Genomic DNA, 19,363 nt, shown 5'->3' with positions numbered 1-19,363 from the left:
AAATAAGGAGTTTGAAATGTTAAGTTTCAATGAATTAGAACAAAAATTATCGCGGCGTTTATTGGATGTTTTGATTCAAGCGGGTTTGATCACGGTTTTAATTGCATTCTGCTACAAAATTTTTTCGCCTTTTATGAGCATGATGCTATGGGCGCTGATTTTGGCGGTGACCTTATTTCCTTTGCATCAAAGAATAGCCCGTCGCTTTGATGGGAAACAAGGTCGTGCGGCGACTGTTTTGGTTTTGCTGGGCGTATTGCTGATTGTAGTTCCTACGGTGATCCTTGCTAGCTCCTTTGGTGATTCCATTATTGATTTGGTGCATGGCGCTAAAGATAATAGCTTGGCAATTCCGCTGCCTTCAGAAACAGTTGCTAGTTGGCCGATTATTGGCGCGAAGCTGTATACGTTTTGGCATGCGGCGGCGACTGATTTGCCTGCATTGATTCAGTCTATGCAACCTAAAATTGGCGATGTTACGAAAAAAGCCCTAGGCTTGGTCGCAGGCATTGGTGGCGATATGTTGAAATTTTTATTTTCTTTCATTATTGCTGGCGTGATTATGGCTTACGGTCAAGATGGTCAGCATAGTGCACGGGCAATTAGCCGCCGTTTTGTTGGTGCAGCGAAGGGCGATGAATTTGCAACTTTATCGACCGCGACAATTCGTGCGGTGGCTCAGGGCGTCATTGGGATTGCGTTTTTTCAAGCGATTTTGGTGGGGATTGCATTGCTGATTGCGGGTATTCCATTTGCTGGTATCTTGGCGATTGTGGCTTTGGTATTGGGTATTGCTCAGTTGCCTGCCTTGCTCATTAGCTTGCCCGCGATTGCGTATATTTGGATGAGTGGCAGCTATGACACGGTGCCTGCGGTTTTGTATTCGATCATTCTAGTCGTAGTGGGCATGGCAGATAACGTATTGAAACCCATTTTGTTGGGCCGTGGTGTCGATGCGCCAATGCCAGTGATTTTATTGGGTGCTTTGGGCGGCATGGTATCGGCGGGAATTTTGGGGATGTTTGTGGGCGCGGTGTTGCTGGCATTAGGCTATCAAATCTTTATGGCGTGGGTCACGATACAAAACGTTGAAAGCACCGAAGTAGATGCTGCCGATGCAGTACAGGAATGAAATGCAGTCATTAAAATTCACAAAACTACTACAGCTATCGGTGGTGCTGTGGGTGGCTATGTTGTCTGCGTGTACAACACTGGGGCCGCAATATGTGCGCCCCAGTAGTGAGCTACCCGCCGATTGGCAAAGCACGAGTTTGAATGACGCACCAAAAATCGCCACTGACCCCCAGCTTGATACATGGTGGCATCATTTTAATGACCCCGTACTCAATCAACTGATCAGTGAAACCCTCAGTAAAAACCACAATCTACGCACCGCAGGTTTACGCATTCTTGAGGCGCGCGCGCAATTGGGAATTGCGGGCAGCATGCTGTATCCGCAGTTGCAGCAAGTGAGCGGCAGCGTGCTTGAGACTGAACGCCGCCAATTTGGCGGCGGAACGCCTTCCTCGAGCCAAGGTATGCGGCAATACAGTGCAAGTTTTAATTTGGGCTGGGAGATCGACTTTTGGGGGCGTTTTCGTCGTGGAATTGAGGCCGCCGATGCGAGTTATTTTGCGACGCTAGCAAAGTACGATGATTTACAGGTGCTGATGGTGGCACAGACGGCGGACTTGTACGTTTCGATTCGTATTTTGGAGGCGCGTTTACAAATCGTACATGACAACGCCGCGATCCAAAAACGCAGCCTAGAAATTACCCAGCGTTTATTTAAAAGCGGCAATGAATCTGAGTTGGATGTGCAGCAAGCCAAAACGCAATATCTCAGTACGGTTTCGAGCATTCCTGAACTTGAAGCTAGCTTACGTAAAACACAAAATGCGCTGGCGACGATTTTAGCTCGTCCGCCCGGCCCACTCGCAGAAATGGTGGGGGGCAAGGGGATTATTCCAAGTGCGGGGCTCAATTTGATTGTTGACTTGCCAGCCGATGCCTTGCTACGCCGTCCTGATGTGCGTGTGGCAGAACGGCAAATGGCAGCGCAATCGGCTCTGATTGGTGTTGCAGAAGCCGATTTGTATCCATCTTTGAGTTTATTAGGCTCGCTCGGGCTTTCGGCGACGTCTTTAAGTGGCTCGCCAACCAATTTGGACCTAGGAATTGGCCCTAGTTTAAAGTGGAATGTGTTTGATTATGGCCGCATTCGCAATAATGTCAGGGTGCAAGATGCGCGCTTCCAGCAATTGGCCGAGGTCTATCAAGACACGCTTTTGCAGGCAGCGCGGGATGTGGATGATGCGGCGGTTTCCTATGCTAAAAATCTGGAGCAAATGTCTTGGCTGGCGCAGACGGAAGTTGCTGCACGGCGCTCCTTGGATATTGCGATGATTCAGTATCGTGAAGGGATATCTGATTTTCAGCGGGTATTGGATGCTCAGCGATCTTTGTTTAGTCAACAAGATCGAGTGGTCAGTAATCGCGGTAATGCCATTAGCAGTTTGATTGCCATCTACAAAGCCATGGGCGGCGGATGGGAACAAGGGCGCTCACGCCCTTTACTCGATGATGAAACATTGCAAATGATGAAAATGCGTACTGATTGGGGTGATTTGCTGGATACACCATTGCCCGCTACCCCTTGAGTACGACGACGACCCACACTGAATTTATATTGAGAACTTCATGACTGATGTGAATACGTCGCCGAACAGCGATACGCCTGCTACAGAAACTACGGCGACACCTGGGCGCGCGGCGCGTGCGGCTTCTTGGCTTTTACTGTTGCTGATTATATTGAGCTTGCTATGGTATTTTGCCTCCGACCGATTGACACCACATTCCTCACAAGCCCGCGTACAAGCTTTTGTGGTGCCGGTGGCCGTCGAAGTGCCTGGTATCGTGAAACAAGTCTTTGTGAAAGATAATAAAGAGGTGCAAAAAGGTCAGCCTTTATTTGCCGTGGATAGCAATCAGTATCAGATTGCCTTGGATCGCGCTAAGGCCGATTTAGCCGCTGCCAAAAGTAGTGTGGGTGCGGCGACGGCGGGAGTGAGTTCGGCGCAAGCCTCTTTGCGCGCAGCGCAGGCAAATCGCGTGAAAGCCGAGCAGGATGCTTTACGGCAAGAGCATTTATATGCAGAAGATCCCGGTGCCATTTCGGTGCGTCGACTCGAAGTCGCACGTGCTAGCCGCGAGCAAGCCCGCGCACAAGTCTCTGCGGCTGAGGCGGAGGTGGTGAGGGCACAAGAAAATGTGGGTGGCACGGGGGATGATAATGCCAAGTTGGCGAGTGCCCGCGCTGCGATTGCCAAGGCGGAACTCGATTTGCAGCGCACCACAGTCACCGCGCCATCACGCGGTTTGGTCACTGATTTACGCAGTGATGTGGGGCAATTTGCCCCAGCGGGTAGCCCGATGATGACGCTGATTGCAACTCACGATTTATGGATTAGCGCCGAAATGACCGAAAATAACCTCGGTCATGTCAAACCGGGTCTTGAGGTGGGCATCGTGCTGGATGCAATGCCCGGTGAAGTGCTCAAAGGTCGAGTGCGCAGCGTGGGGAGTGGTGTGAATTCGGGAGAAAGCACCGCAGGCAGCTTGCCCACAATCGAAAACAACCGCGATTGGTTGCGTCAGGCGCAGCGTTTTCCAGTGGTGGTCGAGTTTGATCCAAGTGAGGTCAAGCGCCTCAAGGGCGTGCGAGTTGGCGGGCAGGCCGATGTGATTATTTATACCGAAGATAGCGGCGTGATGCGCTTCTTGGGTGAGCAGCTGATTAAGTTAATGAGCCTGCTGTCCTATGTTTACTAAACGAGCTTGGATCGATGCTTCAAGTCGCCCCGTATTGCGGCTAATGCTGGGGATGGGGATCGCACTGCCTGCAGCATATGGTTTTTTGACATTAAGTATTCCCCATATCAGCCTGCTCATTGCGGTGCTATTACTTAGCCAGCCCAAGCCACTGCCTTTATTAAAAAGCGCGGTGCTGGCGGTGCTGTTAATGCTACTCACGGGAATTGGCGTACTGCTGGTTCCTTTATTAGAAAACTATGCATTCATGGCTGTTTTGCTGATCGCGGTCGTGCTGTTTGTCTTGTTTTATTGGGGTAATCGCAATGCCAATCCACTGCTAAATATACTGGTGCTCTCGTTTACACTGATTCCTGTTGCAGGGGTGCAAGAGCAGGCGGCGGCCACCGCTGTGATTCAAGCCTTGGCTGCGGGCGTCTTGTTGGGCTCGTTCAGCGGTTTTATCGCATTTACCATTTTCCCTGATGCACAGGTATCCGAGAAAAAACCGCAGCCAGCCCCTGATGCGGAGGCGGCAGGCTGGATTGCGATACGCGGCGTTGTGATCGTATTACCCGTATTGATTTTGGCTCTACAAAATCCGGCGTTCTATATGGCGGCGATCATGAAAACGACGGCGCTCAGCCAGCAGGCTGGTACGCTCAGTGCCAAGCAAGCTGGGCGTGAGTTAGTCGGCTCAACCTTTTTGGGGGCGCTACTCGCGATGCTGGTCTGGGCAGGATTGACTTTATGGCCTTCACTCTGGATGTTTAGCCTGTGGATCATGTTGGTGAGTGGCTGGCTAGCACAGCGCTTGTATCGTCTTTGCTCTAGCGCCTATCCACCGTCATTCTGGATGAATGCACTGATTACCCTGCTGATTTTTATTGGCCCCGCCGTGCAGGATAGCGCGAATGGCAATGATGTTTACCGTGCAGCAGCGATTCGTTTAGCGTTATTTACCGCTATCGCCTTGTATGCTTGGGCTGCAATTTATGGATTAGAATTTACTCGGACTAGGCTACGGCCAGCACGAGCCTTACTGCGAGGTATTTAAAGATGTTAATGAATTTATTAGTTGGCTTGCCAGTGATGTTGTTATGTTTGATTTTGCAGGTCGCCGTAGTGGGTTTGGCTTTACGTTTTTATGCGCATCGAACTTCACGATTAGGCAAACCACAAACCATGAATGGTGGCTTACTGACTTTGTTGCTCGTGATGATGATGCTAATCGTGGGGAATTTCCTGCAAATTGTGATCTGGGGCTGGCTGTTTATGCAACTGGGTGAATTTACAGTTTGGTATGACGCGGTCTACCATTCAGGAGTGAATTTCACTTCTTTGGGTTATGGCGACGTGGTAATGAGTAAAGACTGGAAATTACTCGGCCCATTGGAAGCAGGCAACGGTATTTTAATGTTCGGTATGACTGCTGCCGTATTGATGGCCATCTTGCAGGAGTTACTGAAGGGCGGCGTAAAAAAATAGATTAATTTGCCTGTTTACTACTTATTGTTAACCTATTTTTTCGATAAGACGAAAAAAATGCAAATATAGTAAATTTCCGCTTTGGCCGAGCTGTAGATGCCCAAGGCTGAAAAACGAAAGGCCGCAAACCATCAGGTTGCGGCCTTCATTATTTTGAATTTGTGCCAGTGCTGTACGGCCTAAGTGGGCATCTTTGGGACATTGTATAACTGATTTGTCTTAAGTTTTGGCGCCCGTTTTAAGCTGTGCCCCTCAGTTTCAAGCAACCCCACTCCTCAGTTTTAGTCAATTTTTCTAGCCTTCATTCTGATAATTGACCCCACAAAACCCACTCATGAATGGCTCTCATGATTTTTCTGAAATTAGTTCATTTTTATTCATGGGCTGATTCAGGTATAAATCACACTGAGTTCTGAAGGCTAAACAATGCTATTGCCAATGTTTAATGATGCTATCAGAAATGAATTAGAAAAGACTTGGATTACGATTGACTGTGAGTATCCGAAAGAATTTGAAAGTACAAGCAGTGTATGAAATAAATTCAGGTTTTATCTCAGAAATTAGGATGCCAGATCACAATGAGTAAAGAGTTTACATTTACGATTAATAGCATTAGTTTCGATGAAAACTATCTGCCTGCAGAAAATACGCGTATCACCACCAATTTTGCGAATTTGGCCAGAGGAGAGCGCCGCCAAGAAAATCTGCGCAATACTTTGAGTATGATTAATAATCGTTTCAATGAACTAGCACATTGGGACAACCCTAAATCAGATCGTTATTCTGTAGAAATTGAAATTATTTCCGTTGAGTTGAATATTGATGCTGAAAATAGCACTAAGGGCTTACCTTTAATTGAAATATTAAAAACCAGTATTATTGATCATAAAACCAACGAGAAGACCGAAGGAATTTTAGGAAACAATTTCTCCTCTTATGTGCGAGATTATGATTTTAGCGTCTTGCTGCTGGAACATAATAAACAGCAAACTCATTTTAGTACGCCAGAAAATTATGGTGAGTTGCACGGAAAGCTATTTAAAAGTTTCATCAACTCTAAGGCATACAAAGAAAAATTTAAAAAACAACCGGTGATTTGTTTAAGTGTTTCCAGCAGTCGAAGCTATGAACGGACTGAAAACCAGCACCCTGTCTTAGGTGTTGAATACATCCAAGATGCATACTCTCTTACTGATGAATATTTCAATAAGATGGGTTTGCAGGTTCGCTATTTCATGCCTGCAAATAGCGCTGCACCTTTAGCATTTTATTTTTCTGGTAATTTGCTGGCTGATTATACGAATCTTGAGCTAATTAGCACCATCAGCACCATGGGTGCGTTCCAAAAGATTTATCGGCCTGAAATTTATAATGCCAATTCTGTTGCAGGGAAATTTTATCAACCCAGTTTACAGCACCAAGATTATTCATTAACCCGCATTGTTTATGATCGAGAAGAACGTAGCCGACTAGCGGTTGAGCAAGGGAAGTTTGTTGAAGAGCATTTCATCAAACCATACCAAGACATTCTTGGGCAATGGGCTGTTAATTGCACTCTTTAATTCAATAAAACATCGCGGATATTGATTATGAAAATACTATTACCGACTTCAACTGCTGGCAGTTTACCTAAGCCATCTTGGCTTGCAGAGCCTGAGAAAATTTGGTCTCCTTGGAAATTACAAGATCAAGAATTAACAGACGGCAAATTAGATGCTTTACGTTTATCACTGCAAGAGCAATTACACGCAGGGATTCATATTGTGAGTGATGGAGAGCAAACGCGCCAACATTTCGTCACTACATTTATTGAGCATCTCAGCGGCGTTGATTTTGAAAAACGTGAAACGATTAAAATTCGTAATCGCTATGATGCAAGTGTACCTACCGTGGTGGGGGCGGTTTCTAGGACAAAACCAGTTTTTGTTGAAGATGCCAAATTTTTACGCCAGCAAACCACGCAGCCAATTAAATGGGCTTTGCCAGGGCCAATGACGATGATCGATACCTTATATGATCGTCATTATAGAAGTCGTGAAAAACTGGCGTGGGAATTCGCTAAAATTCTTAATCAGGAAGCCCGTGAATTAGAGGCTGCTGGGGTAGATATTATCCAATTTGATGAGCCTGCATTTAATGTATTTTTTGATGAAGTGAATGACTGGGGTATTCCTACTTTAGAAAGAGCCATTGAAGGACTTCAATGTGAAACTGCCGTACATATTTGCTATGGATACGGTATTAAAGCCAATACCGATTGGAAAAAAACATTAGGTTCAGAATGGCGCCACTATGAAGAATCTTTCCCAAAACTGCAAAAATCGAATATTGATATCGTTTCACTAGAATGTCAAAATTCGCGAGTGCCAATGGATCTGATTGAACTGATTCGCGGCAAAAAAGTGATGGTAGGGGCAATTGATGTGGCAAGCCATACCATTGAAACCGCTGAGGAAGTCGCAGATACGCTGCGAAAAGCCCTGCAATTTGTCGATGCGGATAAGCTCTACCCTTGCACCAATTGTGGTATGGCACCTTTGCCGCGTGAAGTCGCACGAGGCAAGCTCAATGCTTTAACTGCTGGTGCGCAAATCGTTCGCAACGAATTATTAGCCTAGAAAAATCTTTCAAAGCAGAAAGCAGAGAAATCGGGTCTATTGCCATGAGTTTCGAATGAGCTTAGTCAATTTGATTCTTTCTCTGCGTATCTGCATCGGGTCTTTTCCATTCAATTCAGCACCGCTGTAGATAATGTACCTAGTGCACGCAATAGAATGTCATTTTCAGATTTAATAGTACGGTTTAATTTAGGAATAATGTGATGATTGAAGCAACAGACTATCGAAGTGCAATGTCGTTGTTAACGGGTGCGGTCAATGTAGTGACTACGACAGGTGCATCGGGTCGTCATGGCTTCACTGCTTCTGCAGTTTGCAGTATTACTGATACACCACCAACATTATTGGTCTGCATGAATAAATCAGCGAGATCACACACTCATTTTATAGCCAATAAAATTTTAACGGTGAATGTTTTAGGTGTGCATCATCAGCCTATTTCTAATGTATTTTCATCCCCTATCAATTCAGAAGAGCGCTTTCAATATGGCAGCTGGACCCAATTAAAAACGGGGGCGCCTGTTTTAGAGGATGCATTAGTGAGTTTTGATTGTCAGATTGAACAAATTCAAGAAGTCGGCACGCATACTATTTTTATTTGCCCTATTGTCGCTATTCAGCAAAGCGAATGTGAGCAAGGCTTGGTTTATTTTAATCGTGCTTATCATCATGTGGGCCAGGCGCAAATAGCGTAAACCCACCTTATTTAACCTGTAGCGCTTAATAAAGTAACTATATTGTGGAATTAATTATTTTTTAGCTTGGACTGCTCCGGGTGTAATAGACATTTCAGGCCTATATGGACTGTCCCGGGTCTGGTGGACAATTTCAAATCTCACGCAGCGGCCATTTCAAAGGCCTCAGGGCTGACACCATTTAAATGACTATGGCGCCGATTACGGTTATAAAACATTTCGATGTAATCGAATATATCTGATCGCGCTAAATCTCGGGTTTTGTACGTTCGATTGCGAATACGTTCTTTTTTCAGGCTACTGAAGAAGGATTCTGCAACCGCATTATCCCAGCAGTTACCACGTCGACTCATACTCGGTTCTAGCTGATTGGCTTGGCAAAAACGCCGCCAATCATCACTACCATACTGCGAGCCCTGATCAGAATGCACGATAACTGGCGTTTTGGCTTGCGCCGCCATATCGCCATCAGCAACGCATCAAGCGCCAATTCTCGGGTCATGGTTGACTGAATCGCCCCCGGTTTTCTAGACACTGCCGAGCCGTTCGAAATACTGCTTTTCATACTCTACTGGTGATAGCCCATTATTGAAACTATGGCGGCGCTTAGGGTTGTAAAACATCTCGATATAATTGAACACATCTCGACGCGCATCCTCTCGATTACGGTAGGTTTGTCGTTTGATTCGTTCCCGTTTCAATAGCTGGAAGAAACTTTCCGCCACCGCATTGTCATGGCAATTGCCACGCCGACTCATGCTCGGTTTTAGATTATGCGTACGCAGCAGATCCTGCCAATCATAACTACTAAATTGGCTGCCTTGGTCCGAATGCACTAGAACCTCTTGCTTGGGCTGGCGTCGCCAAACGGCCATTAATAAAGCTTTAATCGCCAATTCACGATCCATCCGCGCGCCCATCGACCAACCAACAACCTGTCTTGAAAACAGATCCAATACGGCCGCCAGATAAAGCCAACCTTCATGCGTGCGAATATAGGTAATGTCGGTCACCCAAACCTAATTGGGTGTATCAACATTAAATTGCCGAGCCAAATGGTTCGGTGCTGTCACGGTGGGCTTGCCACCATAAAAACCACGTCGACGACGATAGCCGGTTTGTGAACGAAGGCCAGCCAAGCGCATTAAGCGCGCAACGCGATGCTTGCCACATTGTTCGCCCATATCACGCAAGTCATCACTAATCTTGCGATAGCCATAGACGCCGCCGCTTTCTTGCCAGGCTTCAGTGATAATGCCAGTCAAGCGCTGATCATCAATCGTGCGCAATGAATGAGGTTGCTGCAGCCATGCATAGTAGCCGCTCGGATGGACTTGCATCATCTGGCAGAGCCGTCGAACCGAATGTCGTGCTTGATGGTCACGAATGAAGGCGTACCTTACCCGGATAGCTTGGCAAAGTACGCTGCGGCCTTTTTTAGGATGTCACGCTCTTCAGTGACTCGACGTAGTTCAGCCTTAAGCTGCCGAATTTCATCTTGTTGAGTGGTCGTTTGCGCTTGTTCTGGCAAAGGCGTGGCATAGCGCTTGATCCAGCTGTAAATGCTGTGCCCTGAAACGCCAAGTCGCTCGGCGACTTCTGCGACAGGATAGTTGCGTTCCGTCACTTGCTTGACGGCTTCGATTTTGAACTCTTCGGTGTAGCGATTGGATTTACTCATAAGACCTCCTAATAACCTCATTTTGAGGCTCTTTAGGTGTCTAGGAAACCTGGGGCGATTCAATGTCTGTATGTCCGTTTTGGCCGAACAGCTTTGGCAAATTTCAAAAATTAATGAAGGCCGCTATCTTGATGGTTTGCGGCCTTATTTTTTTCGGACTTCAGCACCGACAGTTCGGCCAAAGCAGAAACTCACTGCCGTTCAGTAATAGCATCGGTCATGGTTTCCGCCAGCCTGATTGTTGAGTAGAGACCGCCATTGGTCCACACAGGGGCAACCGAGCGGACTTGCTTTCGCTGTACCACGGGGAGCGCTTGCCAGAGCGGGCTGCGTATCAATTCGGCCTCGCGTGCAAAGGGAGCAATCGTTAAGAGTAAAGCAGAGGAGTGTAACTGAGCTAAATCAGGGACTTTTCGTAAGCGTGTTCCCCAGGTCGTTCTGGGTTGCGGGCACGCATTTTTTAGACCCAAAGCGTTCATTGCGGCCTCTGGCATCGAGTTTTCGCCATACGCCCAAAAAGTCGTCGGAGATGCAAAGCGCACCATACAAATTTCAGGCGGCGATTGGCCGTAACGTTGCAGGATTTTTTGGCGTAGCGCTTTTAGTCTGGCCTCTTTCTTTTGCAGAAATAAATCATGTTCTTTCTCTCGCCCTAAACGAAGGGCCAATTGCCGCTGCAGTTGCTCGGCCGCTTGTGCGTTATCGTGTTCTGTTTTGAATGAGTCTAATAAGAGCGTGGGTGCAATGCGTTCTAAGTTGGTTTGCATGCTAGCAAGCGCTGGATTGATGATGATGAGTTCAGGTTTGAGCGCGTAAATCCGCTCTAAGTTGGGCTCAAGCCGACTGCCTGCGTCGAGTACCGTTGGCGGTAGCGCAGGTGCGATCACCCATTGCTGATAGTCGTGACGATCTGCTACGGCCAACGGTGTGATACCCAGCGTGAGTAGGTATTCAGTCGCCTCCCAGCTGAGCGCAATGACCCGAGAGGGCGCGGCGAGCAAATAAGAGCTGAATAGTAGTAGATTTAGTAGGAATACATATCTCATGCGCGGCTCCGTGAAAAAAGTAGCGTGAGTAAGAGTAGTGCGCCACACGTCAGTGAGCCCAAAGCGCCAACGGGCAGCTGCGCTGGAAAGAACACGGTACGGCTGGCTAAATCGGCCAATCCCAGCATGAGCGCGCCCAGCACACTGGCCAAGCCAATTTGCGCATAAACTTGCCGCGCGCCAAGTTGAATTGCCAATTGCGGCAACACCAAACCGATAAATGCCAGCGGCCCAAATTGGCTACTAATGACCAAGCTTAAACTCCCTGCCAGTAGCAACAGTCCCCAGCGGGCACGGCGCACGTCTAAGCCGCTCGCTCGGGCATGCGTTTCGCCCAGTACCAAGATCGTCAGGATACGCCCAGCAGGCAGGGTGAATACGCCAAGCACGCCTACCAGCGCGCACAGCAGCAGGGCTTGCGTTGGTGTGGTGTGATAAGTCGAACCCGCTAGCCAATTGAGCAGTTGAAAACTGTCATTATTGCCTTGGGCGAGTACAAATTGCAGCACCGCCTCGAGCAAAGTTGAGAGTCCGATGCCCAGTAAAATTAGCCGTGCTGGGTTTTGTCGTGGCGCCAGCCAGCACAATCCCAGCAAGACGATCGCTGCACCGGCGGCAGAAAACAGCCACGGCGACAGTGTTGCACCCAACATCAAACCCGCTAACATCCCTAGACTCGCCCCAGCCGAGATGCCCAGTAAATCAGGGCTAGCGAGTGGATTATTCAGCAGCCGCTGCAAAATCAGCCCTGCTATCGCTAATCCCACACCTGCGGCACACGCAGCTAATAATCGTGGCCAGCGCAAAGCCCATAGCTGCGCATCGGGCCAAGCTAAAGTCCAGCCGCCCCAAGCATCGCGCCCCAGTAGCGCGCAAATCAGCAATAAAGCCCCACTCAATATGAGCCAAAATGCCAGTGGAACATGGCGGCGTATGAGGCTGCGTGCCGGTAATACATCAATGCCGTCGGCCAGTGGCTGCTTGAGGCACAGCCAAATCAAAAGCGGAGCGCCAAGCAAACCTGCTGCTGCGCTACTCGGTAAAATATCGGATAAAAATTGCGAGCTATACATCGCTAATGTATCGGCCAGTAGCAAAGCTAGAATGCCGATTAGCGCTGAATACCTCATGTTTTCTGCCGGTTTTTCCGCACCGATCAGTCGCGCTAAAGCGGGCGCTAATAAGCTCACAAAGCCAATTAAACCGACGGCACTGATGGCCAGTCCATTGAGCCACAAGGCCAGTAAGCTGGTGATGATGGCTAGTCGAACGACATTCAATCCCGCTGCTGCAGCGGCGTCATGGCCTAGTTGCATCAGCTGCAAAGGACGGCAAATGAAAGGCAGAATCAGCAGCGCGGGCAAGAGTCGCGGGATGATCCAATCAACCCAATACCAGTCATTTTGCGCCAAATCACCCGCACCCCAGACCAGTAAAGAACGGCTGTATTGATCGTTCATCATCACGGCGATGCCCGCAATGCTGCCTAGTAATAAATTGAGCGCGGTGCCGGCGAGTAGCGCGCCCAAGCTATGTAATTGTCGCCAGCCTGCTAAACAGCCAAGCAAAATCAGCGTCAGCAAACTACCGCCCATGGCGAGCCATTCCAAGGGGATTTGCCAACTCGGTAGCAGTAGGCCGCCCAACACAATCGCACACCAAGCACCTGCTGAAGTGCCCAAGGTCATCGGCGAGGCGAGTGGATTTTGGGTTAATTGCTGCAATAAGCTGCCCGATAGCGCCATCGCCGCGCCCAGTAGAATCGTCAGCACAGTACGCGGCCAATACGCATTCAGATAAATAATTTGCTCAATCTGGGCGGGCGCTGTGCCCCAAAGCGCCTGCCATTGCGCGGCCAAAGATAAAGGCGTGGCCAGTTGTAAATGCAGCAGCGCGCAAAGCAAAACGCAGGCGCACAGCATAGAAATTGTCGGCCGCTTCATGCCACCACCGCCACAGCGTGTTTACCGTCGCGGGGCAAAATATCCAGCGCGATGCCGTATAAATCGTGCAGATTCGGGTGCGCCAACAATTGCGCGGGGCTGCCATCAAACCAGATTTTGCCGCTGTGCAAAGCAATAATCCGATCGGCATAGCGTAGCGCTAGATTTAAATCGTGCAAGATGGCAATCACCGTACAGCTTTGGCGGTCGGCCTGTTGGCGTAATAAAGTCATCAATTGATATTGGTGCGCCAAATCGAGTGCTGAGCTGGGTTCATCGAGCAAGAGCATCGGCGCGTTTTGTGCCAATAGCATGGCCAGCCAAGCACGCTGGCGCTCGCCACCTGAGATTTCATGCAAAGCATGTTCGGCGAGATGGCTAATATCGGCCGCCGTCATTGCGGCATCGACCCATTGGTGGTCATCGGCTTGCCAGCGCTCCAGCCAGCCACGCCAAGCAAATCGGCCTAGTTTGACCAACTCACGCACCTGCAATAAGGTGGGTTGTGGGATTTGTTGCGGCATATAGGCGATGTGTCTGGCTAATGCGCGTGGCGAGAGCTGGTAAACATCTTGCGATGCCAAACGCACGTCTCCTTGGTCGGGTTTCAGTTGTCCCGCAAGGACTTTTAATAACGTCGATTTTCCTGAACCGTTGTGCCCCAAAATGACATTGAGGCCATGTGGCGCGATGTTGAGCTTCTCAATACTGAGTAGTTGTCGCCCGTGGCGGGCGATGTTGATATTGCTAAGTTGATACATTGTATGGGTATTTGCTTGTAGTTAATGTTAAATATGGTCTAGAGCTTGATACCTATTCGGTGATTGTGAGTTCGCTTTTGATTTTTTCGACGCGTATGGGCATGGGCCAGCGTGGGCAGGTGCTACATGCTTCTTCACCGGGAATTCGAAAATGCTGGCAGCAACCTTGCCGATTCAATGCCGCGATTTCGTTCTCGTGCAAGGGGATAAACATCAGATTGCCATGTCGAGTCCATTGCAAAGCCTCCAGCCACGCCTCGCTGTGCGCTGCTAACTCTGAATTGCTCCAAGCATAGTGCTGCTGGGCATGCAGTAAAGCGGCCAACACACAATCGACGGTCATGCACGCTGCTTGTTTCGCCGAATACGCATAAATGGTATTGAGCTGTGCATATTGCCGCTGGTGGTAATCCAACAAAAATTGCGCCGCAGCAGGGATGATTTCGTGCTGCGCGCCACGGTAAGCGGCCTCTTCAGGCAAGGTAAATCCTTGCGTTATTCCTACCTGCGCATCTTGCCAAAAACCACTGAGATCAAGCGCTGTACGGCTGGCGTAAACGGCAAATACAGTCAAATACGCGGGCTGCCACATCAGCATGCCCCAACTGCGGGCGCACCAATACAGCTTGCCAGCCTGAGGCTGCGCCGCCTGCCAGTGCGTCAACAACTCAGCAGGCAAATCGTTTTGCTGATTGCGCGGCGCAGCAAGCTGCCCCTGCAAAGCAGGGAGCAGCACAGCGACTTGATCCAGTACGGATTGCAGCATTTAGTTTAATTCACCCAAACGACTCTGATCACGCCAGCGAGCGAGTGGATTTTGTAAACGCCCCACCATTTGCAGCCCGCTTGCCGGGTCTTCTAGATTGAGCATGTGTTTATTGTTTGCCATCTGTAGGCGATTCAAACAAGAGTGCTGAAAGTCTTCGGCAAACAGATCGTAGCGTGCAAATTGCGTGGCTAGTTCTGGGTGTGCAGCTTGATAACCATGGGTGCAGCGCGCAACGGCATGCCAGAATTGAGTCGTGCTGTAGTGGCACTGATCGTGCAAAATGGCCGCCATATGGCGTAAGTAGCCGTCAAAAATATCAATAAAAATGCATAGCGTTTTCATCTCATCGGGCAGATAGGTCGATACGCGCTGCATAATTTCGGGTAACTCGACTGCAGGGTTCAAGATCCCGACTTCTTCAGCAATGTCTTTCATCAATACGCGAACGATCTGATGGTTTTTTAATACCATGATTAGATTTTCACCATGCGGCATATAGATCAAGTCATGCTGGTAAAAGCAGTGGAGCAAGGGGGCAAAGTAGGCCTCAAGGTAGTCAGAGACCCATTGATCGGTGCTTTGCCCTGACGCGGCAATCAGTTCGGCAATCAAGGCGCGGCCATCGTTATCTAAATGCACCAGAGCGGTCATTGTCATTAATTTTTCGCCATCGCGTAGGCGCGTGCTTGGGCATTCTCGCCACAGCGCAGCCAGCATTTTTTTGAAGGCATTGTTTTCTTGAATCGCCGCTTCGTAATACGGATTGCGATAGCCGATGGCTGCCACTTCACGCAAGATGCTAAATCCTTTGCTTTGCAGGTAGGCGTCACCTTCTACCAGCTTATAAACCCAATCATTGATGGCTGGCGTAGCTAGCATGTAGTAAGGCGATAGGCCACGCATAAAGCCCATATTGAGCACCGAGAGCGCTGTTTTTACATAGCGCTTATGCGGGGCACTCACATTAAAGAAGGTGCGAATGGATTGCTGTGCAAGGTATAAATCTTCGCTCGTGCCTAAGAATACGATTTGGCGCTGAGCGATTTCAGCGGCAAAGGCCATCGCTAATTTATTTTGCCATTGCCACGGGTGCGCGGGCATCAACCAGTAATCGTGATCGTTTAGACCGAGTGCATGTAGATGCTGCTTAAATTTAAGCGCTTGTGCTTCACCCAGTTCTTCTTCAATCAGTTGCTCATAAGTGAGGGTTTCAGAAATAGACAATGTTGCACGTTGCTTGTGCACTGCGAGCCATACCACTTGAAACGGCGTGGCCGCTTCTGGGGCGTAACGACTGTAATCATTGGCATCAAATCCTAGTCGACCATTATTGGCGACAAAGCAAGGATGGCCTTCGCTCATGGCGGTTTCAACGCGCTGAAAATCGGCCTCAATGAGTTCAGCAGCGCTGGGCGCGGTACGATCATGCTTGTATGCACTGCCATACAGGGTGCTGCTAATTTCATCGAGATAAACAGGTAGCACACTTTCTTTCAATAAGAGAGTGTCCCGTAACTCGATCATAAATAGCAAAGCATCCAGCACCTGCTCCTTGCCGTCGCTGTGTTTGCTGATCGAATCAGCGGGAATACTCCAATGATTAAGATCATGTACGGCCGCACTAAAGCAATATTGAATCTGACCGTTATCGCTTTGAATCATATATTTCCCAGTTGGCATGAGCGTGGGCTTGATCAGACCTTCATGAGCAAATTCGCTCAATGCTTTGCGAACGAGTAAACGATTTACTTTTTGCCAAACGATGGGGTTCAGATGGCGGCATTCGGCAAGTTGGGTTGAGGGCAGGCGAGTGGTCATACGGCAGTCTCCAGGGCGGTGCAATTCAAAAAAGTGCTTCGGTCGCAGGTGGCAAACCATGCGGTTTTGTACGAGAGCGCGACGGTATGCTGATACTGAAAGCCAGCCTCACGATTGAGCGGATGGATTTTTTCATTGTTCACATCAGGCTCAACTACGACACGCTGCACATCGGGCTGGGCAAATAAAAATGCCAATATGGTCGCCATCACGGCACGGGTGTAACCATGAATTGGCGTTCCTTGTGCAGGTGCAACGAGAAAATGCATGCCAATATCACCCACAGCAACGGCATAGTGCTGGCCGAGTTCATCGTGCGTCGGATCATAGGTTTCTAGCAAAAATGCGGGTTTGCCATTGTGGATCGCCAGATAGGGCCAACTATGCTTGGACTCAATTTGCTGGCGATAGCAGTGGGCAACATCAGCAAGGCTAGCGTCTTGCATTCCCCAAAAAGCAGCGCGTGGCGCGGTCACCCATTGGTGGAGTAATTGAAAATCACCGCTGCACAGTGGTCGAATTTGAAATTCACCCACACCGCTGATGATGTGGCTAAACACGGTCGCAGGCGTATGGACAACAGCATCATGGCAAGACATCGGCAATTCTCCCGTTGGCTAATTTAGGCTCTGGATTAATGAAGGGATAAATACATAGGGTCAGTAATAGGCCCGCTGCGGCGAGCCAAAATGGTGTGCTTAAGCCGTGCAGGCTGACCAACCATCCAGCGCTGTAATAGGACAAAAGAACGCCAATGTTTTGAAAGATATTGATCTTGCTATAGTCGTGCGCGTAAGCCTCGGGGCTACTTTTTTCAAAAATCAGCGCATCAAGTCGCACCGTTAATTGAAATGAAGCCCAGCCAAATAAAACGCGGCCGAGTAAGACCCAATTGGCTTGCCCTGAGCCTTGCAGCATCAGCCCTGCAATGCCCAAAATGAGGCAGAAACTGGCATTGCTCGCAAAGCTACTTTGGCGATTGCTATGGTTAAACCACAGCGCAATCAGACCAACACCAGCAGGAATGGCATATACCCATGCAGCCAATTGCACGCCGTGTTCAGGTTCGATGTATTGCCAATATTGAACAAAGAACGGAACGATTTGGTATTCGCTGAAATAAAATACCAACATCAAAATGCCCAGCGCGTAAATTCCTGGCGATGTTTTAATGGTTTGTTCTGGATGAGTGTGAATGGATGGGCGCTCTAATCCTGAATAAATAATGTAGGCGCAAACAATAATCTGCACGACATCACCCACCGCCATGAGTAAAAATGCGCGTTCTAGTGGCCAGTACGCCAATGCAAAACCGCCAAGGACGGCACCCGCGATATGCCCAAAATGCACCACGATCGACAAAATACCAATCGTGCTACTGTGATTGGCTTCGTCTTCCCCTTCCATTAAATAGGGGTAAATTAATAGGTAGCTGGCTTTAAAAACGATCATTGCCAACGATAAAACCCAGAACAACACAAGGTTAGCCTAAGATTTCACGCAGAATGATTGAATTGCGATGGCAAGCCATCGTCAGATCGGGCGCGGCAAGGCCATGTGTATGCAGCTCTGCATTTTGGACAAAAATTTCTTTACCCAACGGGTCGATGCTGTAATTGCGTCGTACAGCAAATTGACCCGTCTCGTCGCGCAAAATCCGTTGCCCAATCCCTTGCAAGAATGCAGGCTCTTGATAGCCATAACCGCTGGCGATAATGACGCTATCGTAATCTGCAGTGCTGAGCTGCTTGGTTTCTTCGTGGTACAGAGTTAAAAAAAAGGTGTCCTTGTATCGAATCGACTGTAATTCGGTATTGCAGACGAGTTGGCTCGGCGGTGGTCCATCAATTCCGATTCGGTAGAGCTCATCAAAAATGGCGTTGATAAGGGTGCGATTGATTCCTTTGTATAAGCCTTTTTGTGAGTCGAGCAAGGGAGCGCGCACTGCGCTGGGTAGTGAGTGAAAATAGTCGATGTAATCGGGCGACGTCATTTCCAAGGTTAACTTGGTGTATTCGAGTGGGAAAAACCGTGCCGAACGGGTGATCCAGTCCAACTGATAGCCCAATCGACGCGCGTCTTTGAGTAGATCAAGATAAATCTCAGCGGCACTTTGCCCGCTACCGACAATTGCAATGCGTTTTTTTTGCTGAAGTTCATTTTTTCGATAGGCATATTGGCTACTGTGAACGACAGGGATGGCCTCGCAGCATGGCGGAAGTAATGGTTTGGTTCCCGTACCAAGCACGATTTTCTTGGCAAGGTATTGACTTGTAACTCCCGTCTTTGTTGAGATGCAGCTTAATACATAGCATGATTTTTTTTCGTCATAGCGTGCAAACTGTACAAATTGTTGAAAGCAGACATTGCTCAACTGAGCGGCAACCCATTGGCAATATTGGTTATATTCTTGCCGCAGTAGAAAAAAGTCTTCTTTGATGTAAAAGGCATAAAGTCGGCCACTGTGCTTGGCAAAATTTAAAAAACTATACGGGCTGGTGGGATTGGCTAGGGTGACGAGGTCGGCGATGAACGAGGTTTGCATCGTGGCGTGATCGAGTAGCATGCCAGGATGCCAGTTAAAGCCATCGGCCATATCAAGAAATAGAGTATCGAACCCAGAAATTGGCTCGCTCAGTGCTGCTAGACCTAAGTTGAACGGGCCAATCCCAACACCGATTAAATCGTAAATTCTGTCATGCATTCTCATCTCCAAGACGGTGCAAATGTCAGG

Annotated in this window: 16 protein-coding genes and 2 pseudogenes; 8 read left to right on the top strand and 10 right to left on the bottom strand. The window is 48.6% G+C overall.

The window, feature by feature from the left end:
• The first annotated feature begins 16 nt into the window (after positions 1–16).
• From Q320_RS0102490 to Q320_RS0102455, 8 genes are all read left to right on the top strand, one after another.
• Positions 17–1,132 (top strand): AI-2E family transporter, encoded by a 1,116-nt coding sequence (locus Q320_RS0102490; RefSeq protein ID WP_027467693.1) that lies wholly within the window; start codon positions 17–19, stop codon positions 1,130–1,132.
• 1 nt (position 1,133) lies between these two features.
• Complete coding sequence (locus Q320_RS0102485) at positions 1,134–2,660, top strand: efflux transporter outer membrane subunit (protein ID WP_027467692.1); 1,527 nt, start codon at positions 1,134–1,136, stop codon at positions 2,658–2,660.
• Between the two features lie 40 nt (positions 2,661–2,700).
• Positions 2,701–3,831 (top strand): HlyD family secretion protein, encoded by a 1,131-nt coding sequence (locus Q320_RS0102480; RefSeq protein WP_027467691.1) that lies wholly within the window; start codon positions 2,701–2,703, stop codon positions 3,829–3,831.
• On the top strand, positions 3,821–4,867 hold the full coding sequence (locus Q320_RS0102475) for a DUF2955 domain-containing protein (RefSeq protein ID WP_051534399.1): 1,047 nt from the start codon (positions 3,821–3,823) through the stop codon (positions 4,865–4,867). The genes Q320_RS0102480 and Q320_RS0102475 overlap by 11 nt, the downstream gene beginning before the upstream one ends.
• A gap of 2 nt (positions 4,868–4,869) precedes the next feature.
• On the top strand, positions 4,870–5,298 hold the full coding sequence (locus tag Q320_RS0102470; protein WP_027467689.1) for a potassium channel family protein: 429 nt from the start codon (positions 4,870–4,872) through the stop codon (positions 5,296–5,298).
• Between the two features lie 578 nt (positions 5,299–5,876).
• Entirely contained in the window at positions 5,877–6,860 is a 984-nt protein-coding gene (locus Q320_RS0102465) for a DUF1852 domain-containing protein (protein WP_027467688.1), read from the top strand.
• A 27-nt stretch (positions 6,861–6,887) separates the two neighbouring features.
• Positions 6,888–7,916 (top strand): methionine synthase, encoded by a 1,029-nt coding sequence (locus Q320_RS0102460; RefSeq protein WP_027467687.1) that lies wholly within the window; start codon positions 6,888–6,890, stop codon positions 7,914–7,916.
• 203 nt (positions 7,917–8,119) lie between these two features.
• Complete coding sequence (locus tag Q320_RS0102455) at positions 8,120–8,611, top strand: flavin reductase (RefSeq protein ID WP_027467686.1); 492 nt, start codon at positions 8,120–8,122, stop codon at positions 8,609–8,611.
• Positions 8,612–8,751: 140 nt separating this feature from the next.
• Here the strand turns inward: Q320_RS0102455 and Q320_RS18160 are convergent.
• The 10 genes and pseudogenes from Q320_RS18160 to Q320_RS18135 all read right to left on the bottom strand — a co-directional run.
• Positions 8,752–9,116: pseudogene (locus tag Q320_RS18160) on the bottom strand (IS3 family transposase); the annotation flags it as partial.
• 22 nt (positions 9,117–9,138) lie between these two features.
• Positions 9,139–10,292: pseudogene (locus Q320_RS18155) on the bottom strand (IS3 family transposase).
• Positions 10,293–10,483: 191 nt separating this feature from the next.
• Positions 10,484–11,338 (bottom strand): iron-siderophore ABC transporter substrate-binding protein, encoded by an 855-nt coding sequence (locus tag Q320_RS18150; protein ID WP_051534398.1) that lies wholly within the window; start codon positions 11,336–11,338, stop codon positions 10,484–10,486.
• The gene (fhuB, locus tag Q320_RS0102425; protein WP_051534397.1) at positions 11,335–13,281 is read right to left on the bottom strand and encodes a Fe(3+)-hydroxamate ABC transporter permease FhuB; all 1,947 of its coding nucleotides are present in this window, start codon (positions 13,279–13,281) and stop codon (positions 11,335–11,337) included. Before fhuB ends, Q320_RS18150 begins: the two co-directional genes overlap by 4 nt.
• Positions 13,278–14,042 carry an ABC transporter ATP-binding protein gene (locus tag Q320_RS0102420; RefSeq protein ID WP_027467683.1) on the bottom strand — a complete coding sequence of 255 codons (765 nt, stop codon included), beginning with the start codon at positions 14,040–14,042 and terminating at the stop codon, positions 13,278–13,280. The genes fhuB and Q320_RS0102420 overlap by 4 nt, the downstream gene beginning before the upstream one ends.
• Before the next feature lie 52 nt (positions 14,043–14,094).
• On the bottom strand, positions 14,095–14,808 hold the full coding sequence (locus Q320_RS0102415; RefSeq protein WP_027467682.1) for a siderophore ferric iron reductase: 714 nt from the start codon (positions 14,806–14,808) through the stop codon (positions 14,095–14,097).
• Positions 14,809–16,629, bottom strand: a complete 1,821-nt coding sequence (locus tag Q320_RS0102410) for an IucA/IucC family protein (protein WP_035851738.1) — start codon at positions 16,627–16,629, stop codon at positions 14,809–14,811. It lies immediately after the preceding gene.
• Positions 16,626–17,228, bottom strand: a complete 603-nt coding sequence (locus Q320_RS18145; protein WP_035851736.1) for a GNAT family N-acetyltransferase — start codon at positions 17,226–17,228, stop codon at positions 16,626–16,628. The genes Q320_RS0102410 and Q320_RS18145 overlap by 4 nt, the downstream gene beginning before the upstream one ends.
• The gene (locus tag Q320_RS18140; RefSeq protein ID WP_156938956.1) at positions 17,215–18,087 is read right to left on the bottom strand and encodes an MFS transporter; all 873 of its coding nucleotides are present in this window, start codon (positions 18,085–18,087) and stop codon (positions 17,215–17,217) included. The genes Q320_RS18145 and Q320_RS18140 overlap by 14 nt, the downstream gene beginning before the upstream one ends.
• 25 nt (positions 18,088–18,112) lie before the next feature.
• Positions 18,113–19,333 (bottom strand): lysine N(6)-hydroxylase/L-ornithine N(5)-oxygenase family protein, encoded by a 1,221-nt coding sequence (locus tag Q320_RS18135; protein WP_035851930.1) that lies wholly within the window; start codon positions 19,331–19,333, stop codon positions 18,113–18,115.
• Positions 19,334–19,363: the final 30 nt, after the last annotated feature.

It is taken from the genome of Deefgea rivuli DSM 18356 (genome assembly GCF_000620145.1).
Lineage (GTDB): Bacteria > Pseudomonadota > Gammaproteobacteria > Burkholderiales > Chitinibacteraceae > Deefgea > Deefgea rivuli.
This window is presented reverse-complemented; position numbering and strand designations above follow the sequence as displayed.